The sequence below is a fragment of the Amycolatopsis acididurans genome (genome assembly GCF_012328925.1).
Taxonomy (GTDB): Bacteria; Actinomycetota; Actinomycetes; order Mycobacteriales; family Pseudonocardiaceae; genus Amycolatopsis_E; species Amycolatopsis_E acididurans.
In genome coordinates this window covers 501,986-522,517 of the sequence record NZ_JAAXLS010000002.1, presented here as the reverse complement: position 1 = coordinate 522,517, position 20,532 = coordinate 501,986, and the positions used below count along the sequence as shown (strand labels likewise).

Annotated in this window: 20 protein-coding genes; 6 read left to right on the top strand and 14 right to left on the bottom strand. The window is 69.6% G+C overall.

Annotated elements, in window-relative coordinates:
• The first annotated feature begins 6 nt into the window (after positions 1–6).
• Positions 7–1,152 carry an acyl-CoA dehydrogenase family protein gene (locus tag HFP15_RS05910; RefSeq protein WP_168512217.1) on the top strand — a complete coding sequence of 382 codons (1,146 nt, stop codon included), beginning with the start codon at positions 7–9 and terminating at the stop codon, positions 1,150–1,152.
• Here HFP15_RS05910 and HFP15_RS05905 read toward each other — a convergent pair.
• Positions 1,127–1,978 carry an IclR family transcriptional regulator gene (locus HFP15_RS05905; RefSeq protein ID WP_168512215.1) on the bottom strand — a complete coding sequence of 284 codons (852 nt, stop codon included), beginning with the start codon at positions 1,976–1,978 and terminating at the stop codon, positions 1,127–1,129. The two genes, HFP15_RS05910 and HFP15_RS05905, sit on opposite strands and share 26 nt — an antisense overlap.
• Positions 1,975–2,979 carry an NAD(P)H-dependent flavin oxidoreductase gene (locus HFP15_RS05900; RefSeq protein WP_168512213.1) on the bottom strand — a complete coding sequence of 335 codons (1,005 nt, stop codon included), beginning with the start codon at positions 2,977–2,979 and terminating at the stop codon, positions 1,975–1,977. The genes HFP15_RS05905 and HFP15_RS05900 overlap by 4 nt, the downstream gene beginning before the upstream one ends.
• A gap of 178 nt (positions 2,980–3,157) precedes the next feature.
• On the opposite strand from HFP15_RS05900, the gene HFP15_RS05895 reads away from it, so the two are divergent.
• Positions 3,158–3,949 carry an enoyl-CoA hydratase/isomerase family protein gene (locus HFP15_RS05895; protein ID WP_168512211.1) on the top strand — a complete coding sequence of 264 codons (792 nt, stop codon included), beginning with the start codon at positions 3,158–3,160 and terminating at the stop codon, positions 3,947–3,949.
• A 51-nt stretch (positions 3,950–4,000) separates the two neighbouring features.
• On the opposite strand, the gene HFP15_RS42145 is transcribed toward HFP15_RS05895, so the two are convergent.
• Positions 4,001–4,510: a helix-turn-helix transcriptional regulator gene (locus HFP15_RS42145; RefSeq protein ID WP_210716735.1), complete on the bottom strand. Its 510-nt coding sequence runs from the start codon at positions 4,508–4,510 to the stop codon at positions 4,001–4,003.
• Positions 4,511–4,552: 42 nt separating this feature from the next.
• The gene (locus tag HFP15_RS42140; RefSeq protein ID WP_210716734.1) at positions 4,553–5,113 is read right to left on the bottom strand and encodes an AraC family transcriptional regulator ligand-binding domain-containing protein; all 561 of its coding nucleotides are present in this window, start codon (positions 5,111–5,113) and stop codon (positions 4,553–4,555) included.
• Positions 5,114–5,328: 215 nt separating this feature from the next.
• Between HFP15_RS42140 and HFP15_RS05885 the strand changes: the two genes are divergently transcribed.
• The 4 genes from HFP15_RS05885 (at position 5,329) to HFP15_RS05870 (ending at position 9,918) form a co-directional block, all read left to right on the top strand.
• On the top strand, positions 5,329–6,456 hold the full coding sequence (locus tag HFP15_RS05885; protein WP_168512209.1) for an NDMA-dependent alcohol dehydrogenase: 1,128 nt from the start codon (positions 5,329–5,331) through the stop codon (positions 6,454–6,456).
• A gap of 15 nt (positions 6,457–6,471) precedes the next feature.
• Positions 6,472–7,419 carry an alpha/beta hydrolase gene (locus HFP15_RS05880; protein WP_168512207.1) on the top strand — a complete coding sequence of 316 codons (948 nt, stop codon included), beginning with the start codon at positions 6,472–6,474 and terminating at the stop codon, positions 7,417–7,419.
• Between the two features lie 3 nt (positions 7,420–7,422).
• Positions 7,423–9,009 (top strand): flavin-containing monooxygenase, encoded by a 1,587-nt coding sequence (locus HFP15_RS05875; protein ID WP_168512205.1) that lies wholly within the window; start codon positions 7,423–7,425, stop codon positions 9,007–9,009.
• A 180-nt stretch (positions 9,010–9,189) separates the two neighbouring features.
• Positions 9,190–9,918 carry a dienelactone hydrolase family protein gene (locus HFP15_RS05870; protein WP_168512203.1) on the top strand — a complete coding sequence of 243 codons (729 nt, stop codon included), beginning with the start codon at positions 9,190–9,192 and terminating at the stop codon, positions 9,916–9,918.
• Positions 9,919–9,944: 26 nt separating this feature from the next.
• Here HFP15_RS05870 and HFP15_RS05865 read toward each other — a convergent pair whose 3' ends face one another.
• The 10 genes from HFP15_RS05865 to ald all read right to left on the bottom strand — a co-directional run bounded on the left by HFP15_RS05865 (position 9,945) and on the right by ald (position 20,463).
• On the bottom strand, positions 9,945–10,181 hold the full coding sequence (locus HFP15_RS05865; RefSeq protein WP_168512201.1) for a biotin/lipoyl-containing protein: 237 nt from the start codon (positions 10,179–10,181) through the stop codon (positions 9,945–9,947).
• On the bottom strand, positions 10,178–11,212 hold the full coding sequence (locus HFP15_RS05860) for an alpha-ketoacid dehydrogenase subunit beta (protein ID WP_168512199.1): 1,035 nt from the start codon (positions 11,210–11,212) through the stop codon (positions 10,178–10,180). Before HFP15_RS05860 ends, HFP15_RS05865 begins: the two co-directional genes overlap by 4 nt.
• Positions 11,213–11,222: 10 nt before the next feature.
• Positions 11,223–12,197, bottom strand: coding sequence for a thiamine pyrophosphate-dependent dehydrogenase E1 component subunit alpha (locus tag HFP15_RS05855; RefSeq protein WP_168512197.1), 975 nt, complete (start codon positions 12,195–12,197; stop codon positions 11,223–11,225).
• A gap of 46 nt (positions 12,198–12,243) precedes the next feature.
• Entirely contained in the window at positions 12,244–12,984 is a 741-nt protein-coding gene (locus tag HFP15_RS05850) for an IclR family transcriptional regulator (protein WP_168512195.1), read from the bottom strand.
• Positions 12,985–13,100: 116 nt separating this feature from the next.
• On the bottom strand, positions 13,101–13,832 hold the full coding sequence (locus HFP15_RS05845) for a sulfite exporter TauE/SafE family protein (RefSeq protein ID WP_312871482.1): 732 nt from the start codon (positions 13,830–13,832) through the stop codon (positions 13,101–13,103).
• 255 nt (positions 13,833–14,087) lie between these two features.
• Positions 14,088–14,648: a flavin reductase family protein gene (locus tag HFP15_RS05840; protein WP_168512193.1), complete on the bottom strand. Its 561-nt coding sequence runs from the start codon at positions 14,646–14,648 to the stop codon at positions 14,088–14,090.
• A complete protein-coding gene (locus tag HFP15_RS05835) occupies positions 14,645–16,009 on the bottom strand; it encodes an amino acid permease (protein WP_168512536.1) in 1,365 nt (454 codons plus the stop codon). The genes HFP15_RS05840 and HFP15_RS05835 overlap by 4 nt, the downstream gene beginning before the upstream one ends.
• Before the next feature lie 291 nt (positions 16,010–16,300).
• Positions 16,301–17,665, bottom strand: coding sequence for an aspartate aminotransferase family protein (locus HFP15_RS05830; RefSeq protein WP_168512191.1), 1,365 nt, complete (start codon positions 17,663–17,665; stop codon positions 16,301–16,303).
• A gap of 121 nt (positions 17,666–17,786) precedes the next feature.
• Positions 17,787–19,250 (bottom strand): MocR-like pyridoxine biosynthesis transcription factor PdxR, encoded by a 1,464-nt coding sequence (pdxR, locus tag HFP15_RS05825; RefSeq protein WP_168512189.1) that lies wholly within the window; start codon positions 19,248–19,250, stop codon positions 17,787–17,789.
• Positions 19,251–19,347: 97 nt separating this feature from the next.
• The gene (gene ald / locus HFP15_RS05820) at positions 19,348–20,463 is read right to left on the bottom strand and encodes an alanine dehydrogenase (RefSeq protein WP_168512187.1); all 1,116 of its coding nucleotides are present in this window, start codon (positions 20,461–20,463) and stop codon (positions 19,348–19,350) included.
• Positions 20,464–20,532: the final 69 nt, after the last annotated feature.

The window sequence follows — 20,532 nt, the reverse complement described above, 5'->3', positions numbered from 1 at the left end:
CAGACCATGCGCCGTACCCTTTACGGTCCCGAACACGAGGCGTTCGCCAAGTCGTTGCGCACCTTCTTCGCGAACGACGTCGTGCCCCACATGAGCGAGTGGGAAGAGCGTGGCGCGGTCCCGCGCGACCTTTACCGCAAGGCCGGGGAACTGGGCGTGCTCGGCATCCAGGTCCCGGCCGAGTACGGCGGTGCGGGCGAGACGTCGTTCCTGTTCAACTGCGTCGTCACCGAGGAGATCGCATACAGCCGGGCGACGCTGGGCGCACTGCGGGTGCACACCGACGTCGTCATGCCCTACGTCATGAGCTACGCCACGGCGGAGCAGCGCCGGCGCTGGCTGCCGGGCATGGCCGGCGGCGAGCTCATGTCGGCGATCGCGATGACCGAGCCGGGCACGGGATCGGACCTCGCGGGAATGCGCACCACGGCCCGCCGCACCGAGCAGGGCTGGGTCCTCAATGGAGCGAAGAGCTTCATCAGTGGCGGCAGTCAGGCCGAGCTGATCGTGGTGGTCGCGCGCACCTCCCAGTCCGACGACCGGCGCGAAGGCCTGTCCCTGCTGGTGGTCGAGGACGGCATGCCCGGATTCGATCGGGGCAAGATGCTGAAGAAGCTCGGCCTGCTCACCCAGGACACTTCTGAGCTGTTCTTCGACAACGTGCTGGTACCGCACGAAAACCTCCTCGGCGAGGAGGGCCGGGCGTTCGACTACCTGGCGGGCAACCTCGCGCAGGAGCGGCTGTCGATCGCGGTCAACGCGCAGGCCCAGGCCGTCGCGGCGGTGGAGACCACGCTCGCCTATGTGAAAGACCGCGAGGTGTTCGGCAAGCGACTGTCGACGTTCCAGAACACCAAGTTCGTGCTCGCCGACATCGAAACCCAGGTGACCGCGGGCCAGGTACTGGTGGACCGGGCGATCGCCGATCACGACAACGGCGAGCTGTCGGCGGCCGACGCGGCGAAGGTCAAGCTCTTCTGTACCGAGATGCAGGGCCGGGTGGTCGACGCCTGCCTTCAGTTGCACGGCGGCTACGGGTACGTGCGGGAGTACGACATCTGCCGGCTCTACGCTGATGCCCGCGTCACCCGGATCTACGGCGGGACGAGCGAGGTCATGAAGTCGATCATCGCCAAGTCGATGGGGCTCTGACGCCGCCCCGGCCGCGTTTGGCCACGACGGCTGCCAGCGGCGACAGCGGGGCCTGGGCGGGACCGCCCAGCTCCGCTGTCAGCCGCCGGGCGGCGTCGACGACGGCCCTCGCCAGCTCGGGGGCGTCGTCGGGGATCGTCTCCTGTGGCACCGACACACCGACCGCGCCGATGGGCCGGGCACGGTGGTTGAACACCGGCGCCGCGGCGCCCCACACCCCGGGCCAGCGATCGCCGGACCCCAGTGCGTAGCCCTGCTGTGCCACCTCGACCAGCTTCCGGTACAGGGCCTGACGCGGGCCCGCGGGATACGCGCCGGGCGCCTGCCGGTCGATGATGCGGTCGATCTCCTCGCGCGGAAGCCAGGCCAGCACGGCCTGGCCGGTCTGCGTCTCCAGCGGGCCGTAGTTGCCCCCCAGCGGCACGTGGGTGCGCACGGGTTTGTCCGGCTCCGCGTGCCCGGCATAAGTCAGCCATCCGTCTTCGAAAGCCGCGAAGACGACCGACTCGTCGATGCGCTCGCAGAGGTCGCGCAGGACCCGGTCGGTCGTCCGGCGCAAGCCGATCGAATCGTTGACCGCGCAGCCCAGCCGCCACACCAGCATGGTGGCGTGCCATTTCCGGTCCTCGTCCTGCACGGCGAATCCCTCGTCGCGCATGATCCGCAGCGTGCGCAGAAGGGTCGGCGGAGTCAGTCCGGTGGTTCCCGAGAGCACGGACAAGGTCAGCGGGCCGTGCTCGCAGAGCGCGGAGAGCACGCGCAACGTCCGGTTGATCGCACCGTCGGCCGGCGGGCTTCCACTCGGCTCAGTGGAATCAGATTTCATTGAGTAACAATATCGTGTGTGACGCTCCCGTGCGGGCCGGTCATGCCCGCCAGGCGTGCGGTGATGATCTCCTCGGCTTCCCGCACGATCCGGATGATCAGCTCCGCACACGTGGGCACGTCCTGGATCAGGCCCTGCACCATGCCGACCGTCCAGATCCCGTGGTCGAGATCACCGGTCTCGTAGACCTTTGCGCCGCGCGCCCCGGCCACGAGATCGCGGATGTCTTCGAACCGCGCACCGGCCCGCAGCTTCTCCACCACGGTCTGGGAAACCTCGTTGTCCGCCACGCGGGCGGTGTTGCGCAACTCGCGGAAGATCAGCCGCGTGTCACGCTCACCGGCCGCGACGATGCGGTCCTTGACGTTCTGGTGGATGCCGGACTCCTGCGTGCACATGAACCGGGTGCCCATGTTGATGCCGTCCGCGCCCAGCGCGAGGGCCGCGGCCAGCCCGCGGCCGTCGGCGAACCCGCCGGAGGCGATGAACGGGATGTCGAGCGCGTCCGCGGCCGCGGGCAGCAGTACCAGTCCCGGAATGTCGTCTTCCCCCGGATGTCCTGCGCACTCGAACCCGTCGATGGAAAGAGCGTCCACGCCGATCGCCTGCGCCTTCAGGGCGTGGCGCACGGAGGTGCACTTATGGATGACCTTGATGCCATGGTCGTGGAAGTGCCGCAGGTGCTCGACCGGGTTCGACCCAGCGGTCTCCACAAAGGACACTCGCTCGTCGATGATGGCCTGCCGGTACTCGTCGTAGGGCGGCGGGGAGATCGCCGGCAGGATCGTGAGGTTCACGCCGAAGGGCCGGTCGGTCAGTTCCCGGCAACGCCGGATCTCCGCCCGGAGTGCGCCGGGAGTCGGCTGGGTGAGGGCCGTGATGAAGCCCAGTCCGCCCGCGTTGGCGACGGCCGCCACCAGGGGTGCGCGGCCGACCCACTGCATGCCTCCCTGCACCACCGGGTGCTCCACGCCGAACAGTTCGGTGAACCGGGTACGCATACCGACTCCGCTCCTGAAGACCTTGGACTGACCCGCGAGCCGAGCTTAAACGAGTATTTGAGTGGGTCAAATGGTATTTGACTCAATAAAATTTGACTGAGTGGAGTTTGATTCCACTGAGAGAAATGGCGTGATATCTCCTTGACTGCAGTGAAAGTCCAGCCAGGAGTGGGATGCGATGACGGCCGATGTCGGGGACGAGATCAGGGTGGAGCGGGACGGAAGCGGGGTCGTTGTCATCACCCTGAACCGTCCTGAGCGGTTCAACGCGCTTCCGCGCACGCACTGGAAGCCGCTCAAGGCCGTCTTCGACGACGTCGCGGCCTCGATGACGGACCGCGCCGTCGTCGTCACAGGGGCAGGCGGCAACTTCTGCTCCGGAGCGGACCTCTCGGCACGGCCGAAAGACTCCGAACGGCTGCTCCGGCGCGGTTTGCAGCCCGTTCTGGATGCCGCGCTGGCGATCCGCAACCTGCCGCAGCCGACAATCGCGGCGGTGTCCGGCTGGGCGGCCGGTGCGGGTATGAACCTCGCCCTGCTGTGCGACCTCGTCATCGCCGACGAGACGGCGAAGTTCTCGCAGATCTTCGTGGACCGGGGGCTGACGATCGATTTCGGGGGAACGTGGCTTCTGCCCCATTCGGTCGGACTGCACCGCGCCAAGGAGATGGCGCTGTTCGCGCGCAAAATGTCGGGGGAGCAGCTGCGGGAATGGGGTGTGGTCAACCGCATTGTCCCGGCCGGCCAGGCACTGCACGTCGCGCGCTCGTGGGCGGCGGATCTCGCCGCCCGGGCGCCGCATGCGGTCCAGATCACGAAGGAGCAGCTCAACTACTCGCTCGCCCAGTCGTTCGAGGAGAGCCTGATGCGCGAGTCCATGGCGCAGGACTTCGTGGTCCGGCTCGACGACACGAAGGAAGCGATGAGCGCCTTCCTGGAAAAACGCACGCCGGAGTTCCGGGGACGTTAGGCCGGGAACCGGCGGCGGGCCGGGCATGTTGTCGCGACACCGTGGACGCCGCTACTCCGGTGACGGTGCGGCCCCGGCTTGCCAGCGACGCCTCGCGCGAGCCAGGCTCGACCACTCCCGGTAACCCAGCCGCCGGGCGATCTCGTACCGCGGGACGGCCGGGTCGCGGAGCAGGTTCTCCGCGACACCGCGCCGCACCTCGGCCAGGACCGCCCGGAACGTCGTCCCCTCGTGCTCGAGATGCCGGCGCAACGTGCGCGGGGCGTAGTGCAGCCGTTCGGCGATCTCTTCCAGCGTGAGATCCAGCGAGCTCTGGTCGAGCAGGTACGCGCGGACTCTGGCCGCGACACCCGTGCGATGCAGCCGCTCGGCCCGGATCCGCTCGCACTGGGCGACCATCAGCTGCGCGGTGTGCGGATTGGCCATCGGCGGGACCTCGTCGAGATAGGCCTCGTCGAAAACGATCTCCGTGCGCGGCCGGGATGCGGACACGGGAACCCGGAAGTAGTCCCAGTACAGCGCCGGGCGCGGCGTGCCCTCGATGGCGAAGGCCAGCCGCACCTCGCGCAGCGGAACCCGGTTCGGGCCGGGAAAGATCTCGCGCTAGATCTGCACGGTGGCGGCGACATCCCGCTCCACGACGAACCGCCGGACATCGGCGGGGACGTCGTCGGCCTCCATCGCCAGGACGTAGTGCCCATGGTCGCCGACCTGAGCGGCCATCGTGGAGAAGGCGAAGGTCAGCAGCGCGTACTGCAGCCCCTTCTCGGTGATCTCCCGCACCGACGCGCACGCGGCGAGCAGGTAGCCGAAGTAGCCGTAGGCCGTCAGGTGATACAGCTGCCCCAGTTCGACGCCGAGCCCGGGACGGTCGTCGAACGCGGTGACCAGGTTGCGGATCACCGCGATCTCCTGCTGCGCCTCGATGAGCGCGTGCGGGTCGGTCAGGGTTGCCGGGTCGATGTGGGATCCACGCAGCAGCGTCGCCGTGTCGAGCCCCCGGCGCACGGCCCAGTCGCGGATGATCGAGACGCCCACCATCGTGCGCGGGTGGTCCCAGGAATCGGTGATGGCCGCGATCACGCGGTTCGACTTGTCCGTCGCGGAGGTCCGGCCCCCGGCGGTCATCGACGAGCTGTCACAGACACCGGCGCCGGGACCCATCTGGCCAGTTTCGCCGAGCGGCGCGAAAGCGTCAATCGCCTCCGATCCCGGCAGGTCGCGGCGGCTTTCCGGGGCGGGGGAGACGGCTGCGTGACTGGCCGGAACGGCCGGGTTGTGGCCGGGAATGCGCTATGGCGGGTGTGGCCGGTGCTCTTACGTTGGATACCGAGGCACGACGGATTCCCTTACCTGTCCATCGAAGTGCAGGAGGCGACATGAAGGTGAAGGCAGCCATCCTCGAGGAGATCGGCGCTCCCTGGCGGATCTCCGAGATCGAGCTCGGCGACCCGGTGGCCGGCGAACTCCAGGTGCGGCTGGCCGCCTCCGGTCTGTGCCACTCGGACGCGCACCTGGCGTCGGGAGCCAGCCCGGTGCCGTTCCTGCCCGTGGTCGGCGGGCACGAAGGCGCCGGCGTGGTCACGAAGGTGGGCCCCGGTGTGCGGGGCATCGCCGAAGGCGATCACGTGGTGCTCGCCTTCATTCCCGCCTGCGGTACCTGCCCCGCGTGCGCGTCCGGTCTGCAGAACCTCTGTGACGAGGGGGCGGGCCTGCTGACGGGGCAGGCGATCGCGGACGGGAGCTACCGCGTCACCAAGGAGGGCAAGCCGGTCATCCAGATGTGCCTGCTCGGCACGTTCTCGCCGTATGTCACCGTGCACCAGGCCTCGGTGGTCAAGATCGAGCAGGACGTGCCGCTGGACAAGGCCGCCCTGCTCGGCTGCGGCGTGTCCACGGGCTGGGGCTCGGCGACCGAGATCGGCGGCACGCGCCCGGGGGACACCGTGGTCGTGATGGGCGTCGGCGGCGTCGGCATCAACGCCGTCCAGGGCGCGAAGTTCGCGGGCGCGCGGTTCGTCGTCGCCATCGACCCCGTGGAGTTCAAGCGCAAGAAGGCCCTCGAGCTCGGCGCCACCCACGCGTACTCCTCGATGGAGGAGGCCGCCGCCGAGTTGCCGGACCTGACCTGGGGCAGACTCGCGCGCACCGTGATCATCACCGTGGGCGAGATCAAGGGCGAGCACATCCAGCAGGCACTCGGCCTCACCGCCAAGGGCGGCCAGGTGGTGGTCACGGGCATGGGCGACTTCCGCGACATGAACGTCGACCTCAACCTGTTCGAGCTGACGCTGCTGCAGAAACGCGTCCAGGGCGCGGTTTTCGGTGGCGTGGGGCCGCGCACCCAGATCCCGAAGCTGCTGGACCTCTACCGCACGGGCCAGCTGAGGCTGGACGAGCTGGTCACCACGACCTACCGCCTGGAGGACATCAACCAGGGCTACCAGGACATGGCCGACGGCCGGAACCTGCGCGGCGTCGTCGTCTACTCCGACGCCGACTACTGAGCCGGAGGATGTGCGATGCCGTTGGAACCGGTTTCCCAGGCCTTCCTGGCGCAGCTGGCCGAGTCGGGCGACCCGCCGATCCACGAATCGACGCCCGCGATCGCGCGGATGAGCGGGCCCATTTTCGCCGGGATGAGCGGTGCGGGACCCGACGTCGGGTCTGTCCGCGACCTCAAGCTCGACGGCGAGGGCGGGCGGTTTCGCGTCCGGGTCCTTCGCCCCGAAGGTGAACCCACGGCGATCATCGTGTACTTCCACGGTGGCGGCTGGGTCATCGGGGACATCGACCTGCAGTACGACCACCTCGGCCGCATGCTGGCGAACCTGACACGGTCCACGGTCGTGCTCGTCAACTACCGCAAGGCGCCCGAACATCCCTTCCCGGCCGCCGTCGAGGACAGCTACACCGGCCTGAGCTGGGCGGCCGAGCATGCCGCCGAGCTCGCGGCGGAGGGCGCGCCGCTGATCGTCGCCGGGGACAGTGCCGGCGGCAACCTCGCCGCCGTCATGACGTTGCGGGCGCGCGACGAGGCGGGACCGAGGATCGACTACCAGGCACTGGTCTATCCCGTCACCGACTGCGACACCGAGCGTCCCTCGTATGTCGCCGCCGAGAACCAGCTGCTGCTCGCCCGCGACACGATGCTCTGGTTCTGGAACCACTACCTCCCGGACGACAACGCGCGCACGCATCCGGACGCCTCGCCGCTGCGCGCGGCCGACCATACCGGGCTGCCACCCGCTCTGGTCTATGTCGCCGAGTACGACCCGCTGCACGACGAGGGGGTCGCCTACGCGAAGGCGCTGGAGGCAGCGGGAGTTCCGGTCGCGCTGGAGGAGGCCGAGGGACAGATGCACGCCTACTTCCAGATGGTGAACATCCTTCCCGGCGCGCTGGAGGGCATCCGGCTGGTCGCCGAGCATATCGGCAAGTTCGTCGCCGGGTACGGCAAGGAGGTGTGACCGATGCCCGACCACGACGCGATCGTCATCGGTGCCGGATTTTCCGGGCTGTACCAGCTCAAGCGCCTGCGGGAGCTGGGGCTGGACACCTGCGTCGTCGAGGCGGGCGGCGACGTCGGCGGCACGTGGTACTGGAACCGCTACCCGGGCGCGCGCTGTGACATCGAGTCGCTCGAGTACTCCTACTCCTTCGACCAGGAGCTGGAGCAGGAATGGGACTGGAGCGAGCGCTACGCCGCGCAACCGGAGATCCTGGCCTACCTACGGCATGTCGCCGAGCGCTACGACCTGCGCCGGGACATCAGCTTCGATACCCGCGTCGTAAAGCTGGACTGGGACGGGGAGCGGGCACAGTGGACGGTCACCACCGACGACGGCGCGACGCGGAGGGCGCGCTACGTCATCGCGGCGACCGGCTGCCTGTCGAAGCCGTCGCGGCCGGATTTCCCCGGCATGGCGGACTTCGCGGGCGAGGTGTACTGGACTTCCAGCTGGCCACACGAGGGCGTGGAGCTGGCAGGCAAACGCGTCGCCGTCATCGGTACCGGTTCGTCCGGACTGCAGACGATCACCGCCATCGCGCCGGTCGTCGAGCGGCTCACCGTCTTCCAGCGCACGCCGGCCTACGCCGTGCCCGCCCACAACGGACCGATCGCCGAGCGGCTCGCCGCGCTGCGCCCCCGGTACGGCGACTTCCGCGAGGAGAGCCGGATGACGCGGGCCGGTTTCCACTGCGCCGAGGAGAACAGCACCTTCTACGTCGACACCGAACCCGAGCAGGTGCGGGCCGAGTTCGAACGGCGCTGGCTCGACGGGGGACTGTGCTACACACAGGCCTTCCGTGACATTCTGACCGATGTGGACGCCAACGAGGCGGCGGCGGAGCATGTGCGCGAACAGATCCGGCGCAAGGTCTCCGATCCCGATCTCGCCGAACGGCTGACTCCTCGCTCGTATCCGATCGGCGCGAAGCGGATGTGCGTGGACACCGGGTACTTCGAGGTCTACAACCGCGACAACGTGTCCCTTGTGGACATCAACGCCGAGCCGATCCACCGGCTGACCGAACGCGGGATTCTGGCCGGCGAGACCGAGCACGAGGTCGATGTCATCATTCTCGCGACCGGGTTCGACGCGATGACGGGTGCGCTGAACGCGATCGAGATCCGCAACGGCGAGCGGACGCTGCGGGAGAAGTGGGCCGCCGGACCGCGGACGTATCTCGGTCTGATGTCCGAGGGTTTCCCGAACCTGTTCCTGATCACGGGCCCGCAGAGCCCGTCGGTGCTGTCGAACATGCTGACCTCCATCGAGTACCACGTCGACTGGGTCACGCACGCCATCGAGCACCTGCGCGCGAAGGGGCTGCGGTGGATGGAGCCGGACCCCGAGGCCGAGGAGAACTGGGTGAACGCCAACAACGACGTCGCGGATCTCACGGTGATGCCGCGCGCGGCGTCGTGGTACATGGGCGCGAACATCCCCGGCAAGCGGCGGGTGTTCCTGCCCTTCGTCGGCGGCGTCGGCACGTACCGGCAGATCGGTGACGGAGTGGCGATCGCCCGCTACCACGGCTTCGAACTGGCCTGAAATCGTCGCGAAAACCCGTTGGCGGAGCAGGACGGCCACTGCTAGCTTTGCGGGGCCGTGCGAGAGAACGAGGAGGTGGTACCCGTGAACGTAGCGACGTGGGTGCTCCCCTCCGGGGTCACGGTCGGACGATAGGTCGTCCGGGAGCGCCGTAGAAGAGCACTCCCGAAAGGCACGACCATGCGATTCATTTCCGAACTGCGCCTCGACGACGGCGTTGTCGAACGCGGATTCACCCTCGGCGACATCCCCGGCATTCTGTGGACGGCACCCGGATCCGCACCGGCCCCGCTGATCCTGCTCGGCCACCCCGGCGGACTGCGCACGATGTACCCCCGGCTGGCGGCCCGGGCCCGGCAGGCCGTGGGGGAGGGTTTCGCCGCGGCCACCATCGAACTCCCCGGCAGCGGTGACCGGCCTCGTTCCGCCGCCGCCGAACAGGCTCGCGCCGACCTGCACCGGGTGCTGGGGGCCGGTGAGCCGGTCGACGACGAGATCGTCGACCGGCTCGTCCTCCCGCTGGTCGAGAAGGCGGTGCCGGAATGGCGGTCCGCCCTGGACGCGCTGCTGTCACTGCCCGAGATCGGCGGCCCGGTCGGGTACGCGGGAGGGGTGATCGCCATCGGCATCCGGCTGGCGGTGGTCGAGCCGCGCATCTCGGCCGCCGTCCTGTTCGCCGGGAGCTACGTGCCGCGCACCATGCTCGACCAGGCCCGGCAGGTCACCATTCCGCTGCAGGTGCTGCTGCAGTGGGACGACGAAGGAAACGACCGGCAGCGTGCCCTGGAGGTGTTCGACGCCTTCGGCTCCCAGGAGAAGACGCTGCACGCCAACATGGGCGGGCACACCGGCGTCCCGCAGTTCGAGGGGGAGGCCGGGAACCGGTTCTTCGCCCGGCACCTGAAGTGACGCTACGCGCCCGCCTCTGCCCGCGGTCAGGTGTCGATCCTCGCGATGAGTGCGCCCTGCGCGAGCACGTCGCCCTCCTTCGCCACCAGGCGCACCACCCCGGAGGCGGGCGCGGTCACCTCCAGGTCCACCTTGTCGACGGCGACCTCGGCCAGCAGGTCTCCCTCTTTCACCTGCTGGCCGTCCACCGCGAACCAGGTGGAGAGCACCCCCTCGGCATCAGGGTCCTTTTCGGACACTTGCGGGAATGGGACGTCGGTCATGCCTGGACCGCCTCGCGGACGGCCTGCCGGATCCGGTCGGCCGTGGGCAGGACCGTGTACTCCAGCGAACGGGCGTACGGGATCGGCACGTCCGGCACGCACACGCGGCGCGCCCGCGCGCGCAGCAGTCCCGGGTCGTGTTCGGCGATCGTGGCGATGATCTCCCCGGACACGCCGAAGGACTGGTAGTCCTCGTCGACCACGACCAGCCGGCCGGTGCGGCCGACCGAGTCGAGCACCGTGGCGGTGTCCAGCGGTACCAGGCTGCGCAGGTCGACGACCTCGCAGTCGATGCCCTCCGCGGCGAGGTCGTCGGCGACGTCGAGGGCGTGATGCACCGACAGCGACAACGTGACGATCGTGACGTCCCGCCCGGGCCGCACGATGTTGGCCTTGCCGATCGGCGTCTCGTAGGCCTCCTCGGGCACCGGCGCGATCGAGCGCGGGTTCTTGGCCATCCACGGCAGGCCCATGACTCCCTTGTGGAACAGATAGACCACGGGGTTGTCGTCACGGATCGCCGAGATCATCAGTCCCTTGGCGTCGGCCGGGTTGCTCGGCACGACGACCTTCATCCCGGGTAGGTGCGCGAAGGTTCCCCACAGGCACTGGGAATGCTGCGCGCCGTCGGAGTAGCCGCCGCCGACCGCGGTGGTCAGCACCATCGGCACCCGGACGTTGCCGCCGGACTCGAAGTGGATCTTGGCCATGTGGTTGTAGATCTGGTCCATGCACACGCCGAAGAAGTCGACGAACATCAGCTCCACGATCGGCCGCATGCCTTCCACGGCGGCGCCGATCGCGGTGCCGATGAACGCGGTCTCCGAGATCGGGGTGTCCATCACCCGCGTCGGCCCGAAGCGATCGAGCAGCCCGGTGGTGGAGCTGAAGATGCCGCCATAGGCGCCGACATCCTCGCCCATCACGAAGACGTCGGCGTCGCGCTCCATCTCCTGGGTGATCCCTTCGACCATCGCCTTGGCGGTCGTGAGCCGCCGCGTGGAGACCGGCGAGGTTTCGGTGACGGTCATTGGAAACTCCTTAGGCGAAGACGTGGTCGAGTGCGGTGTCCGGGGTGGGCTCGGCGCTGGCGCGGGCGAAGGCGATGGCGTCCTCGACCCGCTGCACCGCCTCTTCCTTGGCGTCCTTGACACCGGCGTCGTCGAGCACGCCGGCTTCGCGCAGGTGCTCTTCATAGGTCGGAATCGGGTCATGCCCGGCGACGCTCTCGAGGTCGGTGCGGTAGGCCTGGGCGTCGCCCTCGAAATGCCCCCACAACCGCAGCGTGTGCACCTCGATGAGGCTGGGTCCCTCGCCCGCCCTGGCCCTGGCGATCGCCGCACGTGCGCACTCGTGGACGGCTTCGACGGAGTTGTCCTCGACGCGTTCGCCGGGCATGTCGTAGCCGGTGGCGCGCACCGCGTTCGACGTCACGCAGGTGGACGCGCTGCGCGGGACGGAGATGCCCCAGTCGTTGTCCTCCACGACGAAGACCACCGGCAGCCGCCACAGCGACGCCAGGTTCAGCGATTCGTGGAAGGCACCCTGGTTGGCCGCGCCCTCACCGGTCACGGCGACCGCGACCTGGTTGGTGCCGCGGCGCTGGAACGCCAGCGCCTGGCCGAGCGCGGGCGGGTAGCCCTCGGCGATGATGCCGGAGCACGAGAAGTGCACCGCGGGATCGAACAGATGCATGTGCCCGCCGCGGCCCCGGCCGAGCCCGTCGGTGCGGCCGAAGATCTCGGCGGTCATCCGGCGCAGGTCCACGCCGTGCGCGATGGCGAAATGGTGTGGGCGGTGGGTCGCGGTGACGGCGTCGTCGCTCGTCAGGTGCGCGCACACGCCCGCGGCGACCGGTTCCTGGCCCGCCGACAGGTGCATCTCCCCGGGGATCGCACCGGCGCCGATGTCGAAGACCGGCTTCTTGTCCGCGTGGTACTCACGCAAGATCGCTTCCTCGAACGTGCGGCTCAACACCATCGTCCGGTACAGGGACAACCTGGTTCGTGGTTCCATACGATCACTGTCGAACGGAGACCGGCGTGCGGCAACGGGCTGGTTTTCAAATGGTGATAGCGCGCGCGACCCGGCCCGCGGTCCGGCTTATCGCGCTCGCGCCGGCCAGCGCCTTGCCGTAGCGGCGGGCCGGCAGCGAGACCGCGACGGCGCCCAGCAGCCCTGGCCCGCGCACCGGGACCGCGAGGCAGGCGGTGCCGAGCTGGTACTCCTCGCGGTCGTCGATCACCGGCCGGCCGGTGCACAGCCGCTGTTCGAGCAGGCGGCGATCGGTGACCGTGTGCGGGGTGAGATTGGCGAGCTGGTGGCGGCTGAGGTAGTCCTCGCGTCCCGGCCGGTCCAGCCCGGACAGGATGCACTTGCCGAAGGCGGTCGCGTGGCCGGACTCGTGCACGCCGACCCACAGGTCCACCCGTTCCATGTGCGGGCCGTCGGCGATGTCGACCAGCTTGATCTCGCCGTCGGTGTACAGGGCCAGGTACACCGCGCACCGCAGCTCGTCCCGCAGTGCCCGCAGAGCGGGCCGGGTACGGCTGAGGATGGCCTGCGCGCTGTCGCGCCGCCCGAGCATCTCCATGCGGGAGCCCAGCACGTACCCGTCGGCGAGTTTGCGCAGGTAGCCTTCGTGAACAAGAGTGCGCAACAGGTGATACGTGGTGGGCAGCGGAAGGGCCACCGCGTGCGCCAGCTGCTTCGCCGGCATCGGCCGGTCCGCCGAACCGACCGCGTCGAGCAGGTGCAGGGCGCGCTGCACGGAACCAATGAGCGTGGGGCCACTCGTCGTCATCGTGGCGACACCTCCGGCGCTGGAGACCTCCCAAGGACAGGATGCTGCGCGACATGGGGCGCCGCAAGATGTCCATGGGCCCCTTCCGCCGGATCACCCGGCCGGCTGGCCCGCGCTCACGCGCCGACCGTCGTCACGACACCGGAAACCAGGATCAGCCCGGCGATCGCCCGGTCGAACACGGCACGCGGCATCCGGCCGACGAGGCGGGAGCCGACGGCGTTGCCCACCACGGCGGCGGCGACGAGAACGGGAAGCCGGCTCCACAGATCCCCGACGGCGACCTCGCCGGCCGTCGTCAGCAGGATCAGTGACAGCCCGTTCGTCACCACGAAGTAGCCCGCCAGATCGGCGATGTAGGTCCGCGGTGGGACCTTCGCGGCCGCGAGCAGCACCGCCGGCGGCGCACCGTTGAGTGACGTCGTCGTGGACAGGTAACCGCCGAGCAGCCCGGCCACCGCCTGTTTGGCTGCGGTCGCGGGCCGCGCCCGGTTCGCCGGGCGGGTCAGCAGCCGTACGCCGGAAAGCACGACCACGACGCCGGCCATGATGCGCAGGCCGTGCGGCGGGACCAGATGGACCGTGAGCGCGCCGACCACGGCACCCGGGAGGCTCGCCGCACCCAGCACCGCCACCCGGTGCCACGTGACGTGGTCACGCTCGCGGTGCAGCACCGCGACTCTGGTGATCATCGTCGTGACCAGATTGATCACCACCACCTCCGGCAGCGGAAAGCCGCTGAGCAGGAGCAGCGGGGTGCCGACCAGCGAGGCACCGAACCCGGTCAACCCGCCGAGCAGGCCGGCGAGGGCGACGGCGAGCGCGCCCAGGACCATCGTGATCGTCACGCGACCAGCGCCTCGTCCGCCGGTGCGAGCAGGACTGTCGTGGGGCTCCGGTGATCCTCGCCGGCTTGCCGCGGGCGGACGGGTCCGGTCATCGGATGGCGAACGGGCCGGCGGCGCGCTCGCCGCGATCGGACACGCGGCGCGGGGACGGATGGGGCATCGGACCTCCAGGGTGGGCGGGTCCCACCACCCTGAACCGTCTCTGGTCACCCTGGTAGGTCCAGAATCAGCGCATCGGGTGGTGCCAGACGGTGGTCACAGTGCCAGGGACACCCGGTAGTGGGGGTGGTCCGGTGGCGTGTGCGCGAGGCCGTGCAGCGCGCCCCGGCAGGCCAGGAGAGGATCGGCGCCCGGGCGCACCGCACCGAGGCCGCGCACCCTGCCGACGACCACCACCCGGCCGCCCACGGGGGTGCTCGCCAGGACGTCGCAGTGCAGGACGGCCACGGCACCCCGCAGGCGCGGCTGCCCAACCGGCTCCCAGCCGGCCTGATCGAACTCCGCCGAGGTGCCGCGCCGGAACCGGTCGTAGGTTCCGGCTTGGTCGGCGGCGAGCACGTTCACCGTGAACCGGCCGGACTCCCGCACCGCCGCCAGGACCGGCGACGTGTCCGCGGCGAAGAACGCCACCAGGGGCGGGTCCAGCGAGATCGGCGTGACCGAGTTGCTCGCCGACCCGACCGGCCCCTCCGGCGTCATCGTGGCCACCACGACGACGCCCGAGGGAATGTATCCGAGGGCATGGCTCGGATTCGCCTGCACGCGGCCGTCCACATCGGACTCGCCATGCCACTCTCGCTCGAACGTCTCCATCATGCCTGCGCGATTTCCGCCGACCCGCGGGAGGCCTGCTCTTCGCCGGAGTGCACCGGTCCGGACGGTCGCCGCTTGCGGATCTGGTAGGCGCCGAGGATGAGCGCGAGGGTGACGGCGCTGAGCCAGAACTGCGACCTGGTGGAGGGCAGGAACGCCATCGCCAGGATGACCGCCGCCATCAGCGCGATCGTCGCGTAGCTCAACCACGGGAACAGCCACATCTTCAGGCCGAGCGCGGACGGATCGGTCTGCTGCAGGCGCTTACGCAGCCGCACCTGCGCCAGCGCGATCGACAGGTACACGAACAACGCGACCGCGCCGTAGGAGTTCACCAGGAACTGGAAGATCAGCCCCGGCGAGGTGTAGGCCGCGATGACCGAGACATACCCCACGGCGGTGCCGGCGACGATGGCCCGGCGGGGCACCCCGCTGCGGGAGAGCTTGGTGAACAGCTTCGGCGCGTCGCCGCTGCGTGTCAGGGCGAACAGCATCCGCGACGAGGTGTAGAGCGCGGAGTTCAGGCAGGACAGCACCGCGGTCAGCACGATTCCGTTCATGATGGTCGCCACCGCGGGGATACCGAGCACGTCCAGGACCGCGGCGTACGGGCTGACCGCCGCATCCGGCGAGTTCCAGGCCTTGACCGCGACCACGACGAACACCGAGCCGACGTAGAACAGCACCACGCGGAACACGATCGAGCGCATCGCCTTGGCGATCGCGCGCCGGGGCTCGGTGGACTCGGCCGCCGCGATGGTGACGATCTCCGCGCCCGTGTAGAAGCCGACGCACGGCACCACGGCCGCGAGAACCGCGCCGATACCGAGGGGTGCGAACCCGCCGTGGGAGACCAGATTGGACACCCCGCCATGCGCACCCGGCCAGATACCGAACAGGTACAGCGCGCCGAGCACGAGGAACACGATGATCGCGACGACCTTGATCGAGGAGAACCAGTACTCGAACTCCCCGTAGGAGCGTGCCGAGACGAGGTTGGTCGCGGTGAGCAGGAGAAGCAGTCCGAGGCTGAGTACCCACAGCGGCACGCCCGGCAGCCACAGGCGCAGGATCCGCCCGCCGGCCACCGCCTCCACGGCCACCACGATCACGAAGAAGTACCAGTACATCCAGCCCACCGCGAAGCCGGCCCGGTTGCCCAGCGCCTCGCGGGCGTAGACGTAGAACGAGCCGAGCGCGGGGCGGGCCACCGTCATTTCGGCCAGCATCCGCATGATGAGCACGGTGATCAGGCCCGCGATCAGGAACGAGATCACGGCGGCGGGCCCGGCGGACTGGATGACCACGCCGCTGCCGACGAACAGCCCGGCGCCGATGACACCACCCAGTGCGATCAGGTTCATGTGGCGCTGTTTGAGGCCAGGTTTGAGACCGCTCGAGGCGGCCGTCTCCGGTGCAGAACCCACGTCTCCTCCTTCCGGCGGTGCCGGGGGACCTCAGTGTCCCCGCGCTGTCCACCGCCGTGATGTAGCTGAGCTGCTGTGGTTCCCGTCACGGTAGAAAGGAACCAGGCCCGGGCGCGAGAGCCAGATCCGGTGCATGCCCAGGGACCAGATGGGCACGGCCGCGGACAGCACGACGGGCGCCGGGTGCCCGGACTTCCCGGGTGCCCGGCGCCCGCGAGGCGCCGTCGATCAGGGCTGGACGGCCTTTTCCACGTCGGTCAGCATGCCGTCGACCCCGTGCAGCAGTTCGGACAGGACGTCCTGGTCGGCCACGAGCGGAGGCGAGATCATGATCATCGTGGCGCCCCGGTCGTCGCCGCGCAGGATCACACCGGTGCGCCGGAACGCCTCCGGCAGCACCTGCCGCAACACGGTCAGCGACTCGTCCCCGGTCAGCTCCCGGCCGCTGTCCCGGTCGGCCGTCAGCTCGATCGCGTAGAAGAACCCGGTGCCGCGCACGTCCTTGACGCAGCGGTGCGCGTCTTTGAGTGACCGCAGTGCGGCGAAGAGCTTCGGTCCCTCGGCGAGCACATGCTCGGGCACCTTCTCGTCACGCATGGCGCTGATGTTGGCGAGCGCGACCGCCGTGGCCACCGGATGCCCGCCCCAGGTCGCGCCGTGGGTGAACACGCCGCCGAGCGGCGAGTCGTAGAGCTCGCCGACCAGCTGCTCGCGCACGATGACGCCGCCGAGCGGGGCGTAGCCCGAGGTGGAGCCCTTGGCGAAGGTGATCAGGTCCGGTACGACGCCGGTCAGGCCGTGGCCGAAGAAGTGTCCCAGCCGTCCGAAGGAGCAGATGACCTCGTCGGAGACGAGCAGAATGCCGTACTTGTCGCACAGCGCCCGCAGTGCGGGCCAGTAGCCCTGCGGCGGGACCAGTGCGCCGCGCCCGTTCTGCACCGGTTCGGCGAACACCGCCGCGATCGTTTCCGGGCCTTCCTCCAGGATCACCGCCTCGATGGCCCGCACGCAGTCGAGCTCGTTCGCGGGCCCGCAGTCACCGGTGAACCCGAGGGTGTTGGGCACGTGCCGGACACCCGGCAGGAGCGGGCCGAACGGCTTCTTGATGGCGGGCAGCCCGGTGACGGACAGGGCGCCCATCGTGGTGCCGTGGTAGGCCATCTCGCGGCTGATGATCTTCGTCCGCTCCGGGGCGCCCTGGCTGCGGTGGTACTGCCGGGCGAACTTCAGGGCGGTCTCCACCGCCTCCGAGCCGGAGTTGACGAAGAACGTGGTGCCCAGGTCGCCGGGGGCGAGCCGGGCGATGAGCTCGGCCGCTTCGATCGCGGGCGGGTGGGCCGAGCCCCAGTTGCTGGCGTAGGCGAGGGTGCCGACCTGCTTGGCGGCGGCCCGCGCGATGTCTTCGCGGCCGTGGCCCATGTTGACGCAGAAGAGCCCGGCCAGGCCGTCGAGGTGGCGGCGGCCCTCGGTGTCGATCAGGTAGCTGCCCTCACCGCGGACGAACACCGGGAAGTCGCCGGCCCAGGTGTCCTTGCGTGTGAAGTGCGGCCCGAGGTGTCGGCGAGCAGTGGCCCGCAGCTCCGTGACGTTCACCTGGCGACCTCCTGTGGTTGCGCGTTCGGGGACGACTCGACGATCGCAACAACTCTGGTCCCGGCACAGAGCCAGAAAGCGCCCGATCACTGGAACCAGAAGGGGCCGGATGTGATGGGCCTCAGCCGCCGAGCAAGTCGGTGCACAGGCGTCCGAGCAGCCGGATCCCCGGCTCGATCGCCGATCGCGGGGTGGCGGCGAACCCGATGCGGAAATGGTTGCGTGGCTGGTCTTCGCCGAGGAAGAAGATGTCGCCCGGCTCGATGAGAATGCCCATCCGCTCGGCGCGCTCGACCAGGACGCGGCAGTCCAGTTCCGGTGGCCCGGTCATCCACAGGCTCACGCCGCCGGGCGGGTAGGGCGTCTGCGGCCACGGCAGGTGTTCGGTGACCGCGGCGCAGGTGTCCGTCCACTTGCGCAGGAGTTTCGTGCGGTACCGGCGCAGCGAGGCGTGGTACTCGCCGCTTTCGATGAGCAGGGCCAGCGCGCGTTGCAGGTGGCCGGGCGGGTGGCGCAGGACGTAGCGGCGCGCTTCGCGCAGGGCGCGCACCAGCTCGCGCGGCCCGACCAGATATCCCAGGCGCAGCCCGGGGGAGAGGAACTTCGAGAACGTGCCGAGGTAGACCGCGTCCCCGGTGTTGTCGAGAGCCTTCAGCGCGGGGGTGGGGCTGCCCTGGTACCGGAACTCGCTGTCGTAGTCGTCCTCGACGACCACCGTGCCGGAGGCGGCCGCCTGCGCCAGCAGCTGGCGGCGCCGCCCGATGCTCAAGGTGGCGTTCGTCGGATGCTGGTGGCTCGGGGTGAGGTAGAGCAGGTCGATCCCGTCCAGCGATCGAGGCGGCAGCAGGCCTCGCGCGTCGACGTCGAAGCCGGCGACCCGGGCGCCGGTGCGCAGGAAGATGTGCCGCGCGTCGAGGTAGCCGGGGTTTTCGATCGCCACGACCTGCTCCGGGCCGAGCAGCACCCGGCCGAGCAGGTCCAGACCCTGCTGTGAGCCGACGGTGATGAGGACCTCGTCGTGGTTCGCCTCGATGCCGCGCGTGGTCAGCAGGTGCCGGCACACCATGTCCACCAGCATCGGGTCGTCGGAGCCCACGCTGTCCTGCAGGCTGTGGAACACGTGAGGCCGGTAGAGCGCGTCGCGCAGGCACCGCGTCCAGGACCGTGCGGGGAACGCGGTGATGTCGACCTGCCCGGCCAGGAACGGATAGGGATAGCTCGGCCAGTCGGCGCGCTTTTCGATGTGGGCGACCTCGGCGTCGGGGAACCGGCGCACGCGGCGGGCCCAGTCGATGCGGGACTCGGTGTCGTGTTCCTGCACCGCGCAGTGCGGGCGCATCTCGCTGTTGATGAACAGGCCGCTGCGCTCGCGGCTTTCCACATAGCCCTCGGCCACCAGCTCCTGGTAGGCGAGGTTGATCGTGTTGCGGGAGACGCCGAGCTCGATGGCCAGTTCACGAGAGCTGGGCAGCCGCCGCGCGGGATCGAACGTGCCGATCGCGATACCGTGCTCGATCGCCCGCCGTACCTGGCGGTACAGCGGTTCGTCCGAGGACCGGTCGATCTCGATCAAGGTGCGTGGCAAGGGGCACTCTCCTGGCGTGGCCGCGCCGGAGCGGGGTGAGCAGAAACCTAACCCGTGGTGGCTGTTTTTCCCACCCCGCGCCGTCGCGATCGTTACCTCAGGCCAGCGCCTCGTCCACGTCGACCGCGGCAAGACCGTGCGCCCGGGCCACAGGTTCGGAGGTCACCGCCCCGGCGACCGTGGTGACCCCGGGACGCAGTTCCGGCGTGTCCCGCACCGCGCTGCGCAGTCCCTTGTCCGCGATCTCCAGCGCGTAGGGCAGTGTCACGTTGGTCAGCGCGTGCGTGGAGGTGTGCGGGACCGCGCCGGGCATGTTGGCCACGCAGTAGAACACCGACTCGTGGACCCGGAAGGTCGGGTCGGCGTGCGTGGTCGGCCGCGAGTCTTCGAAGCAGCCGCCCTGGTCGATGGAGATGTCCACGAGCACGCTGCCCGGCTTCATCCGGGACACGGTCTCGTTGGACACCAGGCTCGGCGCCTTGGCGCCCGGCACGAGCACGGCGCCGATCACCAGATCGGCCTCCAGGACCGCCTGTTCGATCGCGTAGGCGTTCGCGGCGGCGGTGCGGATGCGCCCCTGATACATCCGGTCCGCGGCGCGCAGCTTGTCGACGTTCTTGTCGAACAGCACCACGTCGCCCCAGGTGCCGGCGGCGACCGCCACCGCGTTCATCCCGGCGACGCCACCGCCCAGCACGACCACCCGGGCGGGGGACACCCCGGACACGCCGCCGATGAGCACACCCCGGCCCCCGTTGACCCGCATGAGCGTCTGCGCACCGACCAGCGGCGCCAGGCGGCCCGCCACCTCGCTCATCGGGAACAGCAGCGGCAGTGAGCCACCGGGCAGTTGCACCGTCTCGTAGGCGACGGCGGTCGTGCCCGCGTCGAGCAGCGCCTTGGTGCACGCCTCGCTCGCCGCGAGGTGCAGGTAGGTGAACAGCAGCTGGCCGGACCGCAGGCGGTGGTATTCCTCCGCCACCGGCTCCTTCACCTTCAGCACCATCTCCGCGGTGCCCCACACGTCATCCGCGTGGTCGAGCAGCTTCGCGCCGGCGGCCACGTAGTCCTCGTCGCGGATCGACGAGCCCTCTCCCGCGCCGCGTTCGACGAACACCTCGTGGCCGGCCGAGGTGAACTCGTGCACGCCGGCCGGCGTCGCGGCCACCCGGTACTCGTGGTTCTTGACCTCACGAGGCACACCGATCCTCATTGTTCGCTCCTGTCTGTCGTGTGTGGATCCGAGAGTGGGGGATGACTGGGTGGGGTAGAAGTGCCAGAA